General features: G+C 66.5%; 14 protein-coding genes and 1 tRNA gene. 7 read left to right on the forward strand and 8 right to left on the reverse strand.

Annotated features, from left to right (window positions below):
* The 3 genes from tmcB to tmcD all read right to left on the reverse strand — a co-directional run bounded on the left by tmcB (position 1) and on the right by tmcD (position 3483).
* Positions 1–1338 carry an electron transfer complex ferredoxin TmcB gene (gene tmcB, locus DESTE_RS13685; protein WP_035068188.1) on the reverse strand — a complete coding sequence of 446 codons (1338 nt, stop codon included), beginning with the start codon at positions 1336–1338 and terminating at the stop codon, positions 1–3.
* A 111-nt stretch (positions 1339–1449) separates the two neighbouring features.
* On the reverse strand, positions 1450–2109 hold the full coding sequence (tmcC, locus tag DESTE_RS13690; protein WP_035068189.1) for a TmcC family electron transfer complex membrane anchor subunit: 660 nt from the start codon (positions 2107–2109) through the stop codon (positions 1450–1452).
* Between the two features lie 21 nt (positions 2110–2130).
* The gene (gene tmcD / locus DESTE_RS13695; RefSeq protein WP_035068190.1) at positions 2131–3483 is read right to left on the reverse strand and encodes an electron transfer complex subunit TmcD; all 1353 of its coding nucleotides are present in this window, start codon (positions 3481–3483) and stop codon (positions 2131–2133) included.
* Between the two features lie 626 nt (positions 3484–4109).
* Between tmcD and DESTE_RS13700 the strand changes: the two genes are divergently transcribed.
* Together DESTE_RS13700 and DESTE_RS13705 are read left to right on the forward strand one after the other, a co-directional pair.
* Positions 4110–5519 carry an outer membrane homotrimeric porin gene (locus DESTE_RS13700; RefSeq protein ID WP_035068191.1) on the forward strand — a complete coding sequence of 470 codons (1410 nt, stop codon included), beginning with the start codon at positions 4110–4112 and terminating at the stop codon, positions 5517–5519.
* Positions 5520–6009: 490 nt separating this feature from the next.
* Positions 6010–6831, forward strand: coding sequence for a hypothetical protein (locus DESTE_RS13705; RefSeq protein WP_035068192.1), 822 nt, complete (start codon positions 6010–6012; stop codon positions 6829–6831).
* 14 nt (positions 6832–6845) lie between these two features.
* Here the strand turns inward: DESTE_RS13705 and DESTE_RS13710 are convergent, their stop codons facing one another.
* Genes DESTE_RS13710 through DESTE_RS13720 form a run of 3 tightly spaced genes read right to left on the reverse strand, consistent with a single transcriptional unit; the run spans position 6846 to position 9465 of the window.
* Complete coding sequence (locus DESTE_RS13710) at positions 6846–7616, reverse strand: OmpA/MotB family protein (protein WP_035068193.1); 771 nt, start codon at positions 7614–7616, stop codon at positions 6846–6848.
* 3 nt (positions 7617–7619) lie between these two features.
* The gene (locus tag DESTE_RS13715) at positions 7620–8372 is read right to left on the reverse strand and encodes a motility protein A (RefSeq protein WP_035068194.1); all 753 of its coding nucleotides are present in this window, start codon (positions 8370–8372) and stop codon (positions 7620–7622) included.
* A 1-nt stretch (position 8373) separates the two neighbouring features.
* Positions 8374–9465 carry a FapA family protein gene (locus tag DESTE_RS13720; RefSeq protein ID WP_035068195.1) on the reverse strand — a complete coding sequence of 364 codons (1092 nt, stop codon included), beginning with the start codon at positions 9463–9465 and terminating at the stop codon, positions 8374–8376.
* A gap of 435 nt (positions 9466–9900) precedes the next feature.
* Between DESTE_RS13720 and DESTE_RS13725 the strand changes: the two genes are divergently transcribed.
* Positions 9901–10902, forward strand: a complete 1002-nt coding sequence (locus DESTE_RS13725) for a GlxA family transcriptional regulator (protein WP_035068196.1) — start codon at positions 9901–9903, stop codon at positions 10900–10902.
* A 288-nt stretch (positions 10903–11190) separates the two neighbouring features.
* A complete protein-coding gene (locus DESTE_RS13730; RefSeq protein ID WP_035068197.1) occupies positions 11191–11787 on the forward strand; it encodes a DJ-1/PfpI family protein in 597 nt (198 codons plus the stop codon).
* Between the two features lie 95 nt (positions 11788–11882).
* On the opposite strand, the gene DESTE_RS13735 is transcribed toward DESTE_RS13730, so the two are convergent.
* Positions 11883–11959 (reverse strand) — tRNA-Glu (locus tag DESTE_RS13735).
* Positions 11960–12070: 111 nt separating this feature from the next.
* Positions 12071–12649 (reverse strand): DciA family protein, encoded by a 579-nt coding sequence (locus DESTE_RS13740; protein WP_245590853.1) that lies wholly within the window; start codon positions 12647–12649, stop codon positions 12071–12073.
* Between the two features lie 552 nt (positions 12650–13201).
* On the opposite strand from DESTE_RS13740, the gene DESTE_RS13745 reads away from it, so the two are divergent.
* The 3 genes from DESTE_RS13745 (at position 13202) to pstC (ending at position 18251) form a co-directional block, all read left to right on the forward strand.
* Complete coding sequence (locus DESTE_RS13745; RefSeq protein WP_035068198.1) at positions 13202–15721, forward strand: methyl-accepting chemotaxis protein; 2520 nt, start codon at positions 13202–13204, stop codon at positions 15719–15721.
* Positions 15722–15880: 159 nt separating this feature from the next.
* Complete coding sequence (locus tag DESTE_RS13750; RefSeq protein WP_035068199.1) at positions 15881–16915, forward strand: PstS family phosphate ABC transporter substrate-binding protein; 1035 nt, start codon at positions 15881–15883, stop codon at positions 16913–16915.
* Between the two features lie 91 nt (positions 16916–17006).
* Positions 17007–18251: a phosphate ABC transporter permease subunit PstC gene (pstC, locus tag DESTE_RS13755; protein WP_035068200.1), complete on the forward strand. Its 1245-nt coding sequence runs from the start codon at positions 17007–17009 to the stop codon at positions 18249–18251.

Raw genomic sequence — 18251 nt, forward strand, 5'->3', positions numbered from 1 at the left:
CTACGCGGCGCCGGGCTTTTCCATGCAGTCGTAGATCAGGTCGCCCAGGAACTTGGTGTGCATGCCGAGCTTGTAGTGGTTGATGATGTCTTCGAGCCCGCCGTGGCAGTTGTGGCAGGGGGCAACCACCGTGTGCACGCCCGTGGCGGCAAGCTGGTCGGCCTTGGCCTTGTTGCCCGCCAGGCGCACGCCCTTGAAGGGCGGGCCGCAGTTGATCACCCCGCCGCCCGCGCAGCAGCACAGGTTGTGTTCTCGCGTGGGGGACATTTCCACCACGTTGGAACACAGGGCGTGGGTGACCTCGCGCAGCTTGTCCATCAGGCCGCGCCCCCGGATGATGTTGCACGGGTCGTGGATGGTCACCGGCTCGTCGAACTTCTTGGCCAGCTTTATCTTGCCCTCGGTCAGCAGTTCCCAGAAAAATTCCACGGAATGCACGATGGGCACGGGGTGGTTCTTCCAGCCCAGCCAGCGGTTGCCCACGTCATACACGGACCGGAAGGCGTGCCCGCATTCCCCCATGACGATGCGCTTGACCTTCAGCTTCTGGGCCAGTTCGAAGTGGCAGCGCTTCAGTCGCCCCATCATTTCGTAGTCGCCCGTGAACATGCACATGTCGCTGTTGTCCCAGCCGGGGGACGAGGGCATGGTCCAGTCCACCCCGGCCTGGTCGAAGATCACCGCCGCCTGGTAGATGAGCTGGGTGCGGAACTTGGGTTCCGGCGCGATGACCGAGTACATGAAGTCCGCCCCTTCCTTGTCGAAGGGGATGCGCAACGCGGGAATTTCGCTGCGCGCCTCGTCTTCCTGCCACACCAGGCTGTCCATCCACTCGTCTTCCTTGACCCACATCTGGTTCATGGTGCCGGAGTGGCTGTGCGCGGTATCCTGGATGTACAGCGGCACCACGCCCAGGCGATGGCAGATGCGCCGCACCAGGCTCATGACGTAGCCGGTGTCGATGCCCACGGGACAGTAGTGCACGCAGCGGCGGCACAGGTTGCATTCCGTGTAGGCGATCTGGGCCATGCCGTAGATGTCGTCCGGGTCCACCTTGCCGCCGGTGCGCAGCAGCTTCCACATGGTCTGTTCCATCTTGCCCACGGGCGAATAGGTGGGGTCGCCGTCGTGCGAGATGCAGTAGTGGCAGGCGTCGGCGCACATGCCGCAGCGCATGCAGGTTTCATGGTAGACGGCCAGGCGCGCCCCGGCCTCGCCCCTGGTCACCGCCTTGACCACGCGTTCGATGCGTTCGCGCGTCAGGGCGGCCACGCCCCGCACGAGGTTGGCGTCTTCTATGCGGCGTTCCGCGATGCCCGAGAATTCCGTTGCGCTCATGTGGTTGTCTCCCGTGGGATGGCGCGGTGCGCCCCTCCGATGAATCCGGTCGGTCCTTCCGCCTGCCCTGTCTTGCCTGTTTTGCCTGTCCTGCCAGTCTTGCGGCCCTGCCTACCAGTCGGGGCAGTGGCGCACCCCGCCGAACTCCGAGCCCATGTAGGCCCTGGTGAAGGGCGAGAAGATGGCGTGCGACAGCCGGGTGAAGGGCAGGGCCATCAGCGTGGCCTCGCCCGACAGCACGTGCAGGGTGGACAGCAGCAGGTTGTCGCCGATCTGCTGCTTGGCCAGGAAGGCGGTGATGCACGGCACGGCCACCAGCGCCAGCACCAGCCAGTCCATGGGCCGGGTGACGAAGCGGACCGTGGGCAACTGAAGCCTGCGCCACGCGAAGAACCCGCACAGCAGGATGACCAGCACGGTCAGGGTGTCGGCGATACCTTCGGGTAACGACCAGACATTGACGCCGAAGGCGTAATCCCACAGTACCGCGTGCCCCGGCGCAAAGAGCAGCAGCAGGCCAAGCGCGGTGTGAAAGGCGAAGGTGGCCACGGTGACGGCCGGGTTGGCCCGCCAGCCCAGGGTGGCGAAGGGGGTCGCCCAGTGCGCCATGGAGCGCGCGGCGAAGCGCACATCCATGTAGGCAACGGCATTCATGTCCTTCTTGCGGGCCAGCGCCCACATGGAGGCCAGGCGCCAGGCCGACCCGCCCAGAAACACGGCCCAGGCAACCCAGGCCAGGGGCCCCACGGCGAAATTGTACAGTTGCTGCATTGCAGTGCCTCCGCTGGCCCGTCAGGCCCTGAAGTCGTCGGGGGTGGCAACCCACCGTTCGCACGCGCCGTCGCGGATGCCCCGCAACAGTACGGTTGTGCCGGTTCCGGAATCGGCGGGGCCGAACATCGGGTCCCACGCCGTGGTGAAGGCATCGCGCCACGGGCGGCCATCCAGCAGCACCGTTTCACGGTTGCCCTCGCGCACCCGCACCGCCACGTGCCGTCCGCACGGGCTAAACACGGGCCGCCAGGCCATGTCCCACTTGCCGGGCCAGACCACGCCGTCCACCACCACCTGCCAGACGGTGTTGTCGTTGCTGGCCAGGGCCGCGGCGCGGGTGCCGTCGGGCGACAGGACAAGGTCGGTGATCACCGGTGCGGTGAACGGCCAGGGCGATGCATCGCGGGCCACGGTGAAGTTGCCGTATCCGGGGGCAACGATGGCCCACAGGTGCCGCCCGTCGCGGCTCCAGGCGGGCGACCAGCACTGGAAGAAGCGCGCTTCCCACAGCAGGGTGCCATCCAGGGCCATGCCCCAGCGGCCATCCTTGCGCACCGGGGCGGCCACCGCGCCGGTGGCCGGGTCGAAGCACGGTTCCCACACGCAGGGAAAGGCGGCGGGCCACGGTGTGCCGTTGACGGCCACGGTGTATTCGGAATGGGAAAGGCGCACCTGCGCGGCCACCTGGTCGTTGCGGTTGTCGAACACGGGTGTCCACACGTTCATGAAGTTGCGGCCCCACGCCTCGCCATCCACGGCAATGCTGTACACGCCCCGTACGAAGGTCTCGATGTCGGCCTGGCCCAGCGGCACGGTCTGCACCACGGCGGCGGTGCGGCGTCCATCGGGGCTGAGGGCGAAATTGTTGGCGTTCTCGTACAGCGTTTCCCAAGGCTCGCCGTCCACGATCATGCCGTAGCGCATGTCCTGCTGCACGGCGGCGGTCAGCTTGCCGGCGGGGCCGTGCAGCAGCGACCAGATGAATCCGTAGGTTTCCGGCCACGCTTCGCCGTCCACGGCCACGGTCCATTCCCCGTCCTGCTGGACGATGGCGGCCAGCCGCCCGTCGGGCAGGAAGCGCGGCGACCAGACTTTCTCGAAACCCGCGTCCCAGACGCCGTCGTCCACGCGCATGGTGAAGCTGTCGTCCTCCTGCCGGACCACGGCGGCCACGTGCATGCCGTCGTGCGACATCAGCGGTTCTTCCTGCCATTGGTGGCCGGGCAGCGGCGCAAGGGACGGCGCGATGACCCGCCTGCCCGGTTCCCATGGGCCGGGGCCGGGTTGCGGAAGCCCCGTTGCGGCGTGCGCGGCGGGTGGCGCTTCCGGCTGGCCGTGGGCCGCTTGCGGGGTTGCGGTGGATGTGGACATGCGAACCTCCTGTTCTGCGTTCGTCGTTGTCATGTCGAGCGCAGAAGAATGATCGTTGCACCGTATTGTGGCGTCGCGAATGCGAATGTGTTTGAAGGCTGTGTAGCACAATAAAGACTACCGTGGAAGTGGTGTTGCGAAAAATAGTAGTCTACTTGCGTGGTAGATTTGATTGTATACTGCATTGGTATAGTAGAAATACAACCGTTGCGGTAGGAAATGCATGGTTGCTGTCGTGTGTCATGCTGGAACGTGACGGCAGGCGTGCGAGGTGGCGGCTTGGTTGCGTGTCGATATGACGCGAAACGTTTCAAGCGTGTTTCAATATTGGAATATTCGCGCGCGGGCAGGCCCGACGGGGACATTTGCCCGGAGCGTGCGCGGCAAGGTGCCCGTGGCGCCAGGCAGTGCGCTTGCGATGCGGTTCCGGGTGCCGGATGTGCAGGGGGAAACGCGCCGCTGGTGAGGAACGAAATGTTTTTGTTTATGAGATTGACTGTGAAAATCATTTTCAGTATCTAGCACGGAAACGTCCACCGTACCCCTGCGCGGCGCGGCGTTGCACGGGGCCGCGCGGCGCCACTGTCGCCCGGTCCGCAGCATATTCCTGCAAGGAAGGAGGAAACATGAAACGTTTGATCACGCTGTTGCTCGGCGCGGCGCTGCTGTGCGGCGCGGTGACTTCGGCGAACGCCGCCACCATCGAGGCCAAGGGCGAATGGGCCTTCGACTTTTCGTGGACCGACGGCATGAACTATCGTTCCGCCGATGACGGCGGCGAGAGCGAAGATGATTTCGCGGCGCACCAGCGACTGCGCACCCAGATCGACATCATTGCCAGCGAATCGCTGCGCGGCGTGGTGTTCCTGGAAATGGGCACCACAACCTGGGGCCAGGAAGACGGCGCGCTGGGTTCCGACGGCAAGTCGGTGAAGGTGCGCCGGTCGTACATCGACTGGATGGTGCCCGAAACCGAACTGAAGGTGCGCATGGGCCTGCAGGGCATGGACCTGCCCGGCGCCACCTTCGGCGCCAGCCCCATCCTGAGCGACGAGGACGTGGCCGCCCTGGTGCTGAGCTATGCCGTCAACGACAACGTGGGCCTCACCGCCTTCTGGGCGCGCCCCTACGACAACGATTCCGGCAACACCGCCGACGACAACAACGACTTCGACGAAGTGGACGTGTTCGGCCTGACCGCGCCGGTGACCCTGGACGGCGTCAGCGTGACCCCGTACCTCCTGTACGCCTCGGTGGGCAAGGACGTGGACGGCACCGACACCGAATCGTGGGAAATCTTCCAGGACGGCATGCAGAGCCTTGGCCAGAGCACCGGCCTGCTGACCGGCGACGACACCACCACCCACAATGCGTGGTGGGGCGGCGTGGCCTTTGAACTGACCATGTTCGATCCCTTTGCCGTGAAGATGGACTTCACTTACGGCAACAAGGACGCCGACGAAGACTACGCCACCCGCGAAGGCTGGCTGGTTTCGGGCATGGTCGAATACAAGATGGAGATGATGACCCCCGGCGTGTTCGCCTGGTACGGCAGCGGCGAAGACGACGACCTCGACAACGGCTCCGAGCGCATGCCCTCCATCTCGCCCAACGCCTGGGCGCCCACCAGCTTTGGCTTCCCCGGCTCCGTGTTCAACCAGGACAGCCAGTTCGCCCTCAATGGCGCGGGCCTGTGGGGCGTCGGCGTGCAACTGGCCGACATCTCGTTCGTCGAAAACCTGTCGCACGTCCTGCGCGTGGCCTACATGCGCGGCACCAACGATTCCGAATTGGTGAAGGATACTTCCGGCCTCGCCGACGCGCTGGCCCCGGCTGGTGGCGGCGTGTTCCTGACCGACGAGGACAGCGCCTGGGAAGTGAACTTCGACCACACCTACCAGATCTACGAAAACCTCACCTTCATTCTTGAAATGGGCTACATCCGCCTGGATCTGGATGAAGATGTCTGGGGCGCCAACGGCGAAGACCTGAACGCCGCCAAGAAGCTGACCTTCAACCTGGTCTACGAGTTCTAGCCGTGTCGCACTGCGGCCGCGCGGCGTGACCGACGCAGGGTGCCGGCCGCAAGAACGACAGGGCCGTACCGGCACTGCTGGTGCGGAATGCAACGGGGCATGGCCTTTGGGCCATGCCCCTTCGCGTTTTTCTGCGGGCGGAATGAAAGGGGGATGGAGCGTCACATTTTTTTGAGAAAGTACAACGTTGCATAAATGATGTGTGAGGCAGGCAGCGCATGTCTGGAGCAAGTCGCCACTGGGGCGGCAACGCATCGCAATTACAGTGTACAATGCGGAAAGCCGCGTGCTATGTCGAAGGGGACGGTCATGGGCGGGAAGTGTCGTGCACCGCGTTGTGTGGCTGACGATACCCTGTCGGCGTGCCGCCCCATGCATGATGGTGCGCATGTTGCGTACGCATGCTGAGGGGGGGGGCGTTTCCGGCGCGCTTGCCGTATTTCCCGGCGGGGTGTCACCCACCCCGCTCTCCGCAAAAGGTGCCCCCTCCATGCCCATTGACGGCTGGCTCGAAGCCCTGCCCGGTCTGGATGACCGCACCGCGAACCTCGATGTGGCGGATGACGTCGTCCTGTTCGCCCGTCGTGCCCACCCGCTGCTTTCGGCCCGCACGGTGCGCCATCAGGTTGCCCGGCTGAGCGCGCACCTGCTCGCGCTGGGAGGGCCGGGCACCATGGACGCCGGGCTGCGCCACGCGCTGATCGGCTATTCCCTGTACACCCGCCAACTGGGCATGGTGCAGGACCACACCACCAAGCACATCTGCCGCGACAGCTGCGAACGCCCACCGCTGGGCTGCTGCAACCGGAGCCACAACGTGGTGTTCAGCCTGTCGGACGTCATGATGCAGCACCCCACGGGTCTTGCCCTGCGCATGGGCGATGCGCTGGCCCGGCTTCAGGCCGAGGAGGGAGCCCACCATGCCCACGGCGCGCCCATGGGGGAACGGGGCTGCCCGTACCTGACGGCCACAGGCTGTACGCTGCATCTCTTCAAGTCGCCGCTGTGCGTGCACTACCTGTGCCCCACGGTGGCCGACGCCCTGAACGCCGCGCACGGTCCGGAGGCCGAGCCCTTCGTGGCGGGTATGCGCCGCGCCGCCAACCGGCAGCTGGAACGCAGCGCCGACTTCATGGAACCGGGCCTGATCGAGACGGCGGTGAAGATGTTCGCCCCCGGGGGCTGGTCTGGTGATTCGTCTGGCGATTCGTCTGGTGAGCTGCCGGGCGGCGGGGCTGGCGGGGAGAAGGGAAGCGGGATGGAAGGCTGGCCGGGTGGTGGGTCGGACGGCGGGGGATGGGGCAAGGCCTGAGGCGTGCCGCCGTGCTACCGACCCGCGCCTCCCCCATAGGGGCGAAAGAAGAACTCCACCCGGCGGTTCAGCGCCCGGACGTCGGTTTCCTCGGGCACGAGGGGGCGGGTGTCGCCGTAGCCCACGGCCTTGACCCGGCGCGGATTCAGCCCAAGGTCGAGTATGTGCCGCAACAGGACCACCGCGCGGGCCGACGACAGTTCCCAATAGGTGGGATATGCTTGGCCGATGGGCTCGCGCGAGCCGGTGTGCCCTTCCACGATCAGGTCGTACTTGTGCTTCAGCAGCAACGCATGCACGGAGCGGCAAAGCTCCGCCCCGGCAGGCGTCAGTTCCGCCGTGCCTTCGGCGAACAGCACGCGTGAATTCACCCGCAGGGTCACGCCGCCCTCTTCGGCGCTGACGATGGCGTTCTTCGTGACTTCCGCCCGTTCGTTGACCATTTCCTTCAGCATGCGCGCAACTTCCAGCAGTTCCTTTTCGGCCTTGACCAGGTCCGATTCGTCCAGGGCGCGAATTTCGGGCGCGGGAGAAAAGGCGGCCTGCACGTCCTGCGGTCGTTCACGCTGCACGCCGAAAGCCTCGCGGATGGAGCCCAGGGTAACCTGGAATTTGGCGATGTCCGTCTTGGCGAACGACAGCAGCAGGATGAAGAAGCACAGCAGCAGCGACATCATGTCCGCAAAGGTCACGATCCACTCGGGGACCTCGCTGCCCCCGTCGCCGCCGTCGTCGCCCCGGTTCGGGGGGGCGGGGCGCTGCTCCTGGTCGTTGTTCGCCGCCACGGGCTAGCCCTTTTCGCGGATGTTGGGGGGCAGGAAGGCCATCAGCTTTTCACGGATCAACGTGGGGTGCTCGCCGTTCATGATGGAAAGCACCCCTTCCATCTTCAGTTGCAACAGCAGTTGCTCGTCGATGGACCGTTCCTCGAGCTTCTTGGCCATGGGCAGAAACACCAGGTTGGACAGCACCGCGCCGTAAAAGGTGGTCAGCAGGGCCACGGCCATGGCCGGGCCGATGCTGCCGGGGTCCGAGAGGTTCTGGAGCATGTTCACGAGGCCCACCAGGGTGCCGATCATGCCGAAGGCGGGCGCGGCGGAACCCAGGCCCTTGAATACGGCCTGACCCCGCCGGTGGCGCTGCTTCATGAAGTTGATCTCGGAATCCAGCAGCGACTGCACCTGGAATTGCGACGAGCCGTCGGCCACCATGCGCACGCCCTTTTTCAGGAATTCGTCGGCCAGGGCCACCTTTTCCAGCGCAACCAGGCTTTCGCGCCGGGCCTTGTCGGCCAGGCCGCAGATGTCGTCCACCACGCGCAGGGGATTTTCCTTGCGGAAGCGGAAGGTGCGCACGGCGATGCGCACGGAGCCCAGCACCACCTCCATGGGGAACATGACCAGGATCGCGGTGATGGTGCCGCCGATGACGATGACCACCGAGGGAATGTCCACGAAGGCCAACAGCGATCCACCCATCATGATGGCCGTGATGATGAGGGCAAGGCCCCCCACGATGCCGAGCAGCGTTGCAAAGTCCATGTCAGGTTTTCTTTATTGCGGGCTGGAGGGTGTGTATTTCGCCGCCGTGCCATTCGAAACGCACGTCGGACAGGAAATCCTGTATTTTCAGCACCTGAAGGCCCATGCGCACCTGCACGCCGGGGCGCACCTCGCCCGGTACGGCCACGGAGCAGGCCGAAAGGCTGGTCGTGTCGGCGATGCGGCGCAACAGGTCGTTCTTGCAGTCGTTCAACCTGCGAAGGGCAGAGGCGTAGCGTTCCGCGCGCGCGGTGGCATTGCGGCCGATCATGCCGCCGCGCCCGGCCAGTCTGGTGCAGGCCAGCATGATGTCTTCGGCATGCTGCAGCCGGGCGTTGATGCGGCGCAGGGTGTCCACCAGAAACGGGTCGGAGCCCACCTGGACCCGCGTCAGCGTGGAAAGGCCGCCGCCCAGGCGTCCGCGCACCTCTATGCGGGTGCGGGCCGTGGCCCTGCCGCCCACCAGCCTGTCGCCCACGAACAGGGTTCCTCCGGCCAGCAGGTAGTTGTGCATGGCCGATTCTGCCACCACCATGTCGCCGCCCGACGACAGCCGGGCGTTTTCCACAAAGCTGGCGTGCACGCCGTCCGTGGCGCGGATGTCGCCCTCGCCTCCGGCCTTGATGCCGCCCGCAGCATCCAGAGTGCGGCAGCGCACATGGGCCCCTTCCAGCAGGCCAGACACGCGCAGGGCACGGGCGTGCAGGTGAAAGCCCTGCCGCACAAGGCCGTTGACGGTCATGTCGCCGGGGTAGCGGATGTTGCCCACGTGGTAGGTGACGTCTTCGTCCACCAGCAGGAAATCCGGCACGGACAGACGGCTGTCGTCCCATTCCAGATGGCCGTCGCGGGTGGCGCGGACCTGATCCGGCCTTTCGGGGTCGAGGACGCACCCTTCGCCCAGCAGTCTGGCCGGGTCGTCGGCGCCCTGCCGTCCCGGCGGGGTGGGTACGATTTCCGCGATGATCATGCCCGCGCAGACGGTCTGCACGTAGCCCAGTTCCCGGTAGTCGACCCGGCCGTCGGCGCGGTGGCGGGGGATGCACTGCCGCATGGCGCAGGTGGGGTCGATGAGGTTCAGGCTGTATGGCATGGCCGCCCCGGGAGGCAGGTGAAATGTGCGCGCGATGCTGTGCAGGGTCCGGGTGGTGGGCGATGCGCGCGGACGGACTGTGCGCCATCATGATGGTCCGGTCTGTGACCGTGCATGGCGGTTCGTCAACGCTGCTTCGCAGATTTTGCTCAAGATGTCGGGCTACTTTTCTATCCTACAACGTTCCTGAGATATCGTGCAAGGGGGCTGCGGGAATTGCCCCATCATGCATGGGAACCGGTGCTGTTATGTGGGCAGCTGTTGCCGCAGAATATTCGGGTGTGTGGGAGGTGATGGCAGAAAATGCGTGATACGGGGCATTGCCGCCATGGAGGTGTGCGCATAGACTGTGCGCAGTGCCCGTCCGCCAGCCGTTCTCCCTTGTCTTCCCTTCCGTTCCCCCTTCCGTCACGCGCAGCCCTGTCCGGAGGCCCCATGCCGCAGCTTGCCCGCCCTGTCGTGTTCGTTCTCTATCCCGGCTTCGTGGGGCTGGACCTTGCCGGCCCGCTCGACGTGTTCTCCTGCGCGGCCCGGCTGGCCGAACGACAGGGTCGCCCCACGCCGTACCGTTGCCATTTCGTGGCGCAGGTGGCGGGGCCGGTGGTGTCGTCGTCGGGATTGTCCGTACTGGCTGATGCCGCGCCGGACATGTTCGAAACGGGTGGCTCCGGGCCGGGGGGTGCGGCCCCGCACACTCTGGTGGTGCCTGGCGGGGTGACGCCGGGCAGGGAAGGGGACGACCCGGACCTGCGCGCCCTGGTGGCCGGGTTGGCCGCGCGGTCGCGCAGGGTGATTTCCGTCTGCACGGGGGCGTTGCTGCTGGCCGCCTGCGGCGTGCTGGACGGGCGTCGGGCCACCACCCACTGGCAGGCCTGTGCCCGGCTGGCCGCTGCCTATCCGGCGGTGCGGGTGGAGCCGGACGCCATCTTCGTGCGGGACGGCAGCGTGGTGACCAGCGCCGGGGTGACGGCGGGCATCGATCTTGCCCTGCACCTGGTGGAAGAGGACCTTGGCCCGGCCACGGCCATGGAGGTAGCCCGGCTGCTGGTGGTGTACCGGCGGCGGGTGGGCAACCAGAGCCAGTTCAGCGCGCCGCTGCGGGCGCAGGCACGGGCCGGGGCGCGGTTTGGCCCGCTGCACGCATGGATGGAGGCCCGCCTGGGCGAGGAACTGGACGTGGAACGTCTGGCCAGGCAGGCCCACATGAGCCCGCGCCACTTCGCGCGGGTGTTTCCGCAGGAGACGGGCATGAGCCCGGCGCGTTACGTGGAGCAGTTGCGGCTGGACCGGGCGCGCGAACTGCTGGAATCGGGCGAATCGCACATGCAGACCGTGGCCGTTGCCGCCGGATTCGGCAGCGAGGAACGGCTGCGCCGGGCCTTCCAGCGGCGCATGGGGGTGACCCCCAGCCAGTACCTGGAGCATTTCAGCCGCTGACGCGGCGCGCCAGAGCCGGAAGGCCCGTTCATTTTCGGTAGTGCATGATGCCCCGCGGTTCCGCCCATGGCGCAAACTGCGGGGCATGTGTCGTTGTGGCGGTCCGATGCGGTGATGCATGCTGGTCTGGTCCGCTGCGCCATCCGGCGGCATGTGCAGGCATGTGCCTTACGAGTGCCCCACATGTGCCCCACATGAGTCTGACATGCAGCGGACGCCGGGGTTGTCCGGCGCACCACCAACCGCATCAACCGCATCAATCGCAATCATCGCACCAAAGGAGCACCCATGACCACGTACGGCCTGTACATTTACGAACAGGTGGCGGAGCAGGACTTCGTCGGCCCGCAGCAGGTGTTTGCCGCGTCCCGGCACATCGCGGGCGGCAACGACACCATCGTGACCATTGCCGCGCGGCCCGAACCGTTGCGGGGCGCGAGCGGCCTGCGCATGATCCCCGACCACACCTTTGCCGATGCGCCGCCGCTGGATGTACTGGTGCTGCCCGGTACCGCCGACGTCACCCGCCACGCCCTGTCCGATCCCGGCCTGCTGGAGTGGGTAACGGCCCAGGCCGCCACGGCGCGCTGGGTGACCGCCGTGTGCACCGGCACGCTGATCCTGCATGCGGCGGGCCTGCTGCGTGGGCGCAAGGCCACCACCCACTGGGCGTATGCGGAAGAACTGGGCCGCGATCCGCAACTGACCCTGCTGCCCGACATGCGCTACGTGCGCGACGGCAACATCGTCACCTCGCAGGGCGTTTCGGCGGGCATCGACATGGCCCTGTGGCTGGTGGGGCAGATTCATGACCCGGACCATGCCCGCGCCGTGCGCAGGCTGATCCAGTACGACCCGGCCCCGCCGTATACGGCGGAGGTGTAAGGCAGGAGGCAGGGACGGGCGCAACCGCGGCCATGTCGCGGCGGCGCCCAAACGGAAAAAGGCGTACGCGGTTGCGTACGCCTTTTGGCTTGCGGTGGCGTCCCCAAGGGGATTTGAACCCCTGTCGACGGCGTGAAAGGCCGTTGTCCTGGGCCGGCTAGACGATGGGGACACCCTGTGCGTCTTGCGACGCGGAAGAGACGGATACTCCGAAGCTGCGGTGTGCGTCAAGCGAAAAAGATGGCGGCGCGGCAAGTGGGTGCGGAGGGGATGGCGGAAGGGGTCATTTCCTGTCGCCGGTACTGCCCCGTTCAGGGCGTCCTGTCTGCCTGACCTGTTCCGCCTGCGCGCTTTGTCCGGCCTGTCCGTTTTGTCCGGCGGCACCGCCTGGCCTTGTGGCGGCATCACCGATTTCGCGGAACATGCGCACGTAGCTGGCGTAGGCGCGGCCAACGGGCGATTCGGGGTCAAAGGCGCCCAACAGCCCGCCCAGATTGTCCGGCCTGGGCGGCACGCGCGGCGGGGGTGCGCTGCGCGTCACGCGCACCTCGTCCAGCGGCGTGCGGCGTTGCAGCAGGTGTACCTCTACCCGTTCGAAGTACGGTCCGTCGGACACGTCGTCCATGAAGGCGTTGACCCGCTCCAGGATTTCCGGCGTCAGGAAGGTCAGGTCCTGCATGGCCATGTTGTCCTCTGCGCCCACCAGCAGGATGCGCTTGCGGTGGCCCAGCGGGTAGGCCAGCACGGCAATGTCCGTGCCCATGACCATGTCCCAGTTCTCCCACAGGCGTACAAGGCGCATCCGTTCCGGTGCGCCGCGACGTTCCAGAAAACCGCGCAGGGCCTCGCCGATGGTCTTCACGATGATCTCCGGCGGGCGGGCTCGGTGCAAGGTAAGCGGTGGGAGTTGATCGCCATGCGCGCGGTGTAGCACGTCCGGCCCGGAAACGCACCGGGTACGGGATGGGTGTTCCCGGCCCGCTACGGCCCCGTGCTGGCGTCCATGATCCGTCCCATCGGACATGATCGTGATCCGTCCCACCGAAAGTTGCCGCAACGCAAACGCCACATGCGCCAACCCGTGGAGAAGGCAGTGAAACCGCCACGTGTTACGGAAACGTGACGCCGCCGTAACCTGATCTTCGCTCCGGTGCCCCATGAATACGCCAGCCGCCGGGGAGGGTGGCGCGCCCCGACCGACGACCGTGTACCTGCCTGCGAGCTTCAGCCGGGCAGGCACGGGACGAGCGGGCTGGGGGCACCCGGACGCCCTGGCGTCCGGCAAGACGGAGGTCCGCGCAGCGGGTTCCGTGCCGTAGCGCGCGCCTGGCGTGCGCCCCAACCTTCCGTTCCCGCCCCGGCCCGCATCCACGCCGCTCGGATTCGTTCCCCGGCATACCTCAAGGACGGGCGCATGCTTTCCACCCTTTCGTTCCGCACCAAGCTCATCGCGGGTTCGCTGGCCATGGTGCTGGTGACCATGACGGCCATGCTGGTCACCAGCCTGGTGGACGCCCGGCGCGGCTATCTTGCGCAGGGGCGCGCATCGTTGCGCAACGTCTCGCAGATACTCATGGAATCCGCCAGGTTCCAGGATACGCTGAACCGCAACAAGATCGGTTCCGACCTCAAGCTGATGCAGTTGCAGTTCGGCCTGGCCGGGTTTCCCATCCCCGAGATTTTCATGGAGGTGGAGGCGGAACTGCGCGATGCTGACACCGGCCAGACGACCAGGGCGATTCTGCCCGGCTTCAAGCTGGGGTCCACCTACCTGCATGAGAGCACGGACCTCGTGGACCGCATCCGCGACCTGGCCGGGGTGGGAGCCTCAGTACTGCAACTGCATGAAGGGCGGCTGGTGCGCGTCAGTTCCAGCGTGGCCGATCCTTCCGGCAGCGCCCGCTGGACATATCTGGCGAAGGAGCATCCCGTGACGGCGGCGGTGCTGGCAGGCAATGGCTACACCGGGATTCTCAAGATGGGCGGCCAGTGGAACCTGGCCGCCTACGCCCCGGTAAAGGGCATGGACGGCAGCGAGGTGCTGGGCGCGGTGGAGGTGGCCCGCCCCCTGCTGACGCCGGAATTCGCCGCCGCCGTGGTGCGCCACAACGTGGGCGGCAAGGGGTATTCCTTTGCCTTTGACGGGGCGGGTACCATCCTTATTCATCCTGACCCGGCCATGGTGGGCCGCAACGTTTTCGACCTGCCGTGGGGCGCCGCCCTGAAGCCGGGCGCCGTCCCGCAGGAGCAGGGCCCCGCATCTGCCCGCATGGGCAAGGGCGATTCCCGCGCGCTCATCTATACGGATGGCGGCGAGGAGTACGAAGCCTGCGTGGACCGCTATGCCCCCTGGGACGTCACCTTCGTCACCACCGTCAGCCGCGCGGAACTCATGGACGGCGTGGGCGAGCGACTGTGGCGCGGTGCGGGCATCGCCGCCGCCGTGGCCCTGCCCGTGGCCGCGCTGGTCATCTGGCTGATGGTGCGCCAACTGATGGTGCCCATGCAGCGGCTGGCCACCCTTGCCCAGCAGGTGGCGCGCGGCAACTTCGACTATACCTTTCACTACGCGGCGGACGATACCATTGGGGCCACGGTGCGCGCGGTGCAGGCCATGGTGGGCGAACTGCGCATGCGCCTGGGCTTCAGCCAGGGGGTGCTGGACGGGGTTGTGGTGCCCTGCGTGGTGGTGGACCTGGCCAACAACATCACCCACGTCAATGCAGAGGCCCTGAATGTGCTGCGGCGCGCGGGCGCCCCGGCGGAATGGCTGGGCCGCCAACTGGGCGAACTGGTCTACGGCAGCACCGCCGATGCCGCCCGCCCGGTGCTGACCCGGCGCAGCATGGAACGGCGCGACCGTGTGGCGGAAGACGTGGTGCTGGACCCGCAGGCCGACGGGCGCGAGGTGGTGCTGCACATGGTGGCCACTCCCATCTACGACCTGGATGGCGAACTGATGGGTGCCATCTCGTTGTGGGTGGACCTGACGCACGAGCGCGCCCAGCATGCCCGGCTGGATGCCCAGAACGCCGTCATTGCCGCCACCGCGCGCGAGGCGGAGGATATCGCCCGCCGGGTTGCCTCGTCGTCCCATGAACTGGCCGAGCAGGTGGCCCACTCCAGCGACGGGGCGGCCCGCCAACTGGCCCGCGTGGAAGAGGTGACCGCCGCCATGGACCGCATGAACGAGACCGTGGCCGAGGTGGGCCGCCGCGCCGCGCTGGCCGTGGACATGGCCGGGTCCACCATGCAGGTGGCCGAGGATGGCCGCGACGTGGTGCGCGCCTCCATGGACGTGATGCACAAGGTGCACGGACAGGTGGAGCGGTTGCAGGAAAACGTGGCGGAACTGGGGCGCGAGGCGGAAGGCATAGGCCAGATCATGGGCGTCATCAGCGACATTGCCGACCAGACCAACCTGCTGGCGCTGAACGCGGCCATCGAGGCGGCGCGCGCCGGTGAGGCCGGGCGCGGCTTTGCCGTGGTGGCCGACGAGGTGCGCAAGCTGGCGGAAAAGACCATGAACGCCACCAGCCAGGTGGGCGAGCGCATCCGGGCCATCCAGCGGGCCACGCGCGGCTTCGTGGACAGCACCGCCACGGTGGCCGGGGCCGTGCGCGAAAGCGATGCGCTGGCCACACGCTCTGGCGGGGCGCTGGACGACATCCTGGCGCGCATTGGCGATTCCGGCGGCGAGGTGCGGGCCATTGCGGACATGGCAGAGGCGCAGACGCGCGGTGGCGCGGACGTGGGCCGCGCCGTGGCCGAAGTGGATGCCATCGCCCGCGAAACCGCCCAGGGCATGGCGGAATCGGCCGATGCCGTGGCCGGGCTGTCACGCCTGGCCGGGGAACTGCAGCACGTCATGGACGGCATGGCCTGTGATGGTAGTGGCGCAACCCACTGCGATGACAGTGAATCACAGGCGTGACACGGTGCGGGCGCGGCGTGCGGCACGGGAAAATCACGCGACACAGGATTGTAACGGTCGTCACAACAGGCCGTAACTTGCGCTGGATACTTCTTGTGGCGCGTTGACGCTGAATCGCACACAATTACCCCCAACAGGGAACCGTCAGGGAGGTTTGCAATGAAGTCGTTCAAGAAAGTGGCGCTTGCCGCCGCGCTTGTGCTTTCGCTGGCCGGTGTGGCCGAAGCCCGCGACCAGATCCGCATCGTGGGCTCCAGCACCGTGTATCCCTTCTCCAGCGCCGTGGCCGAAGAATTCGGCGCCACCAACAAGCAGTTCAAGTCGCCCGTGGTCGAATCCACCGGTTCCGGCGGCGGTCACAAGCTGTTCTACGCGGGCGTCGGCCCCGACACCCCGGACGTCACCAACTCTTCCCGCCGCATGAAGGTGGAGGAATTCGAGACCAACGCCAAGAACGGCGTCACCGACATCACCGAAGCCAAGATCGGCTTTGACGGCATCGTCATCGCCCAGAACATCGGCAACGCCGACATGAACCTGTCCCTGAAGGACCTGGCCCTGGCCGTGCTGGAAGAAGTGCCCGTGGACGGCAAGCTGGCGCCCAACCCCTACAAGACCTGGAAGCAGCTGAACCCGGCCCTGCCCGATCGCAAGATCGTCATCTACGGCCCGCCCGCCACTTCCGGCACCCGCGACGCCTTCATCGAAATGGTGGTCGAAAAGTTCACCGGCAAGGACGAGACCTTCAAGGCCGTGCTTGGCAAGGACGCCACCCAGTACAAGAAGATTCGCCAGGACGGCCCCTACGTGCCCGCCGGTGAAAACGACAACCTCATCGTGCAGAAGCTGACCAAGGACACGGAAGCCGTGGGCATCTTCGGCTACAGCTTCCTGGCCGAGAACAAGGACCGCATCAAGGGCTGCACCGTGGAAGGCAACGCCCCCACCTTCGACAACATCTCTTCGGCCAAGTACCCCATCTCGCGCGCGCTGTACTTCTACGTGAAGGACGCCCACGTGGGTAAGATCGCCGGTCTGAAGGAATACGTGGACCTGTTCATGTCCGAAAAGATGATCGGCGACGCCGGTTACCTGAAGACCATCGGTCTCATCCCGCTGCCCGCCGCCGAACGCGAAAAGGTGCGCAAGGACGTGACCAGCCTCAAGAAGCTGACCGCCGCCGACCTGAAGTAGCAACAAGCCGCACGTGCCGGGGAAGGACATCTCCTTCCCCGGCCTTCACCATTTCCGGGGGGTGCGCGCCCTCCGGCCAACGGGAACGCACATGACCATGGGAAGCGCGTTGCAGATGGCCCTGATGGCCATATTGCCGCTTTCGGTGCTGGCGTACATGGCAGCCCGCCGCAGGGCGGGGGCCGATAATGCGCGGGGCACGGAATTTCATTCGCCGCTCGTGTACTACGGGTGGTATTCGTGCCTGTGGGTGGCCCTGCCGTCCATGGGGCTGTTCGTGCTGGCGGGGCTGCTGCACCTGCTGCACATCGCCACCGTGCCCGGGCCGGTGCTGGCGGGCGGGGGCGTGGCCCTGGCCGCGTTCGGCCTGGTGTGGTCGCAGCGGGCCATCGGGCGAGACTTCCGCGCCATCCACAGCGTGGAGGGCGCGGTGCGCTGGGCGCTCATCGGGGCCTCGTGCCTTTCCATCCTCATCACCATAGGCATCGTTGTCTCGGTGGTGTTCGAGGCCATGCAGTTCTTCCGCCTGGTGAACCTGTGGGACTTCCTGACCGGCACCAAGTGGAGCCCGGAAACGGCCTTTCTGATTTCCACGGGCCGGGCCGACGGCAACGTGGCCACGCCGGAATTCGGATCGTTGCCGCTGTTCGCGGGCACCTTCTACATCACCGCCGTGGCCATGCTGGTGGCCGTACCCATGGGGCTGTTCGCCGCGGTGTACATGGCGGAATACGCCAGCCAGCGGGTGCGGCGCATCGCCAAGCCCGCGCTGGAAATCCTGGCGGGCATCCCCACCGTGGTCTACGGGTTCTTCGCCGCCATCACGGTCAGCCCGCTCATCGTGCACCTGGCCGAGTCCATGGGGCTGGAGGCGGAATACACCAACGCCCTGGCGCCGGGACTGGTCATGGGGGTGATGATCATTCCGCTGGTCTCCTCGCTGTCGGACGACGTGATCAACGCCGTGCCCCAGGCCATGCGCGAAGGTTCGTACGCGCTGGGCGCCACCACGTCCGAAACCATCCGCAAGGTGGTGCTGCCCGCCGCCCTGCCGGGTGTGGTTTCCGCCGTGCTGCTGGCCGTGTCTCGCGCGGTGGGCGAAACCATGATCGTGGTCATGGCCGCCGGGCTCATGCCCAACCTGACGTGGAACCCGTTGAAGAGCATGACCACGGTCACCGTGAGCATCGTGGATTCGCTGACCGGCGACCAGGCCTTCGACAGCCCGCAGACCCTTTCGGCCTTCGGGCTGGGGCTGGTGCTGCTGGTGCTGACGCTGGTGCTCAACGTGGTGTCGCTGGTGGTCATCCGCAAGTTCCGCGAACAGTACGAGTAG

The organism is Nitratidesulfovibrio termitidis HI1 (assembly GCF_000504305.1).
Classification (GTDB): domain Bacteria; phylum Desulfobacterota; class Desulfovibrionia; order Desulfovibrionales; family Desulfovibrionaceae; genus Cupidesulfovibrio; species Cupidesulfovibrio termitidis.

Bases quoted from the DNA above. Each gene is read 5' to 3' on its own strand.
- tmcB (WP_035068188.1), bottom strand. From the start codon at position 1,338: ATGAGCGCAACGGAATTCTCGGGCATCGCGGAACGCCGCATAGAAGAC.
- tmcC (WP_035068189.1), bottom strand. From the start codon at position 2,109: ATGCAGCAACTGTACAATTTCGCCGTGGGGCCCCTGGCCTGGGTTGCC.
- tmcD (WP_035068190.1), bottom strand. From the start codon at position 3,483: ATGTCCACATCCACCGCAACCCCGCAAGCGGCCCACGGCCAGCCGGAA.
- DESTE_RS13700 (WP_035068191.1), top strand. From the start codon at position 4,110: ATGAAACGTTTGATCACGCTGTTGCTCGGCGCGGCGCTGCTGTGCGGC.
- DESTE_RS13705 (WP_035068192.1), top strand. From the start codon at position 6,010: ATGCCCATTGACGGCTGGCTCGAAGCCCTGCCCGGTCTGGATGACCGC.
- DESTE_RS13715 (WP_035068194.1), bottom strand. From the start codon at position 8,372: ATGGACTTTGCAACGCTGCTCGGCATCGTGGGGGGCCTTGCCCTCATC.
- DESTE_RS13720 (WP_035068195.1), bottom strand. From the start codon at position 9,465: ATGCCATACAGCCTGAACCTCATCGACCCCACCTGCGCCATGCGGCAG.
- DESTE_RS13725 (WP_035068196.1), top strand. From the start codon at position 9,901: ATGCCGCAGCTTGCCCGCCCTGTCGTGTTCGTTCTCTATCCCGGCTTC.
- DESTE_RS13730 (WP_035068197.1), top strand. From the start codon at position 11,191: ATGACCACGTACGGCCTGTACATTTACGAACAGGTGGCGGAGCAGGAC.
- DESTE_RS13745 (WP_035068198.1), top strand. From the start codon at position 13,202: ATGCTTTCCACCCTTTCGTTCCGCACCAAGCTCATCGCGGGTTCGCTG.
- DESTE_RS13750 (WP_035068199.1), top strand. From the start codon at position 15,881: ATGAAGTCGTTCAAGAAAGTGGCGCTTGCCGCCGCGCTTGTGCTTTCG.
- pstC (WP_035068200.1), top strand. From the start codon at position 17,007: ATGACCATGGGAAGCGCGTTGCAGATGGCCCTGATGGCCATATTGCCG.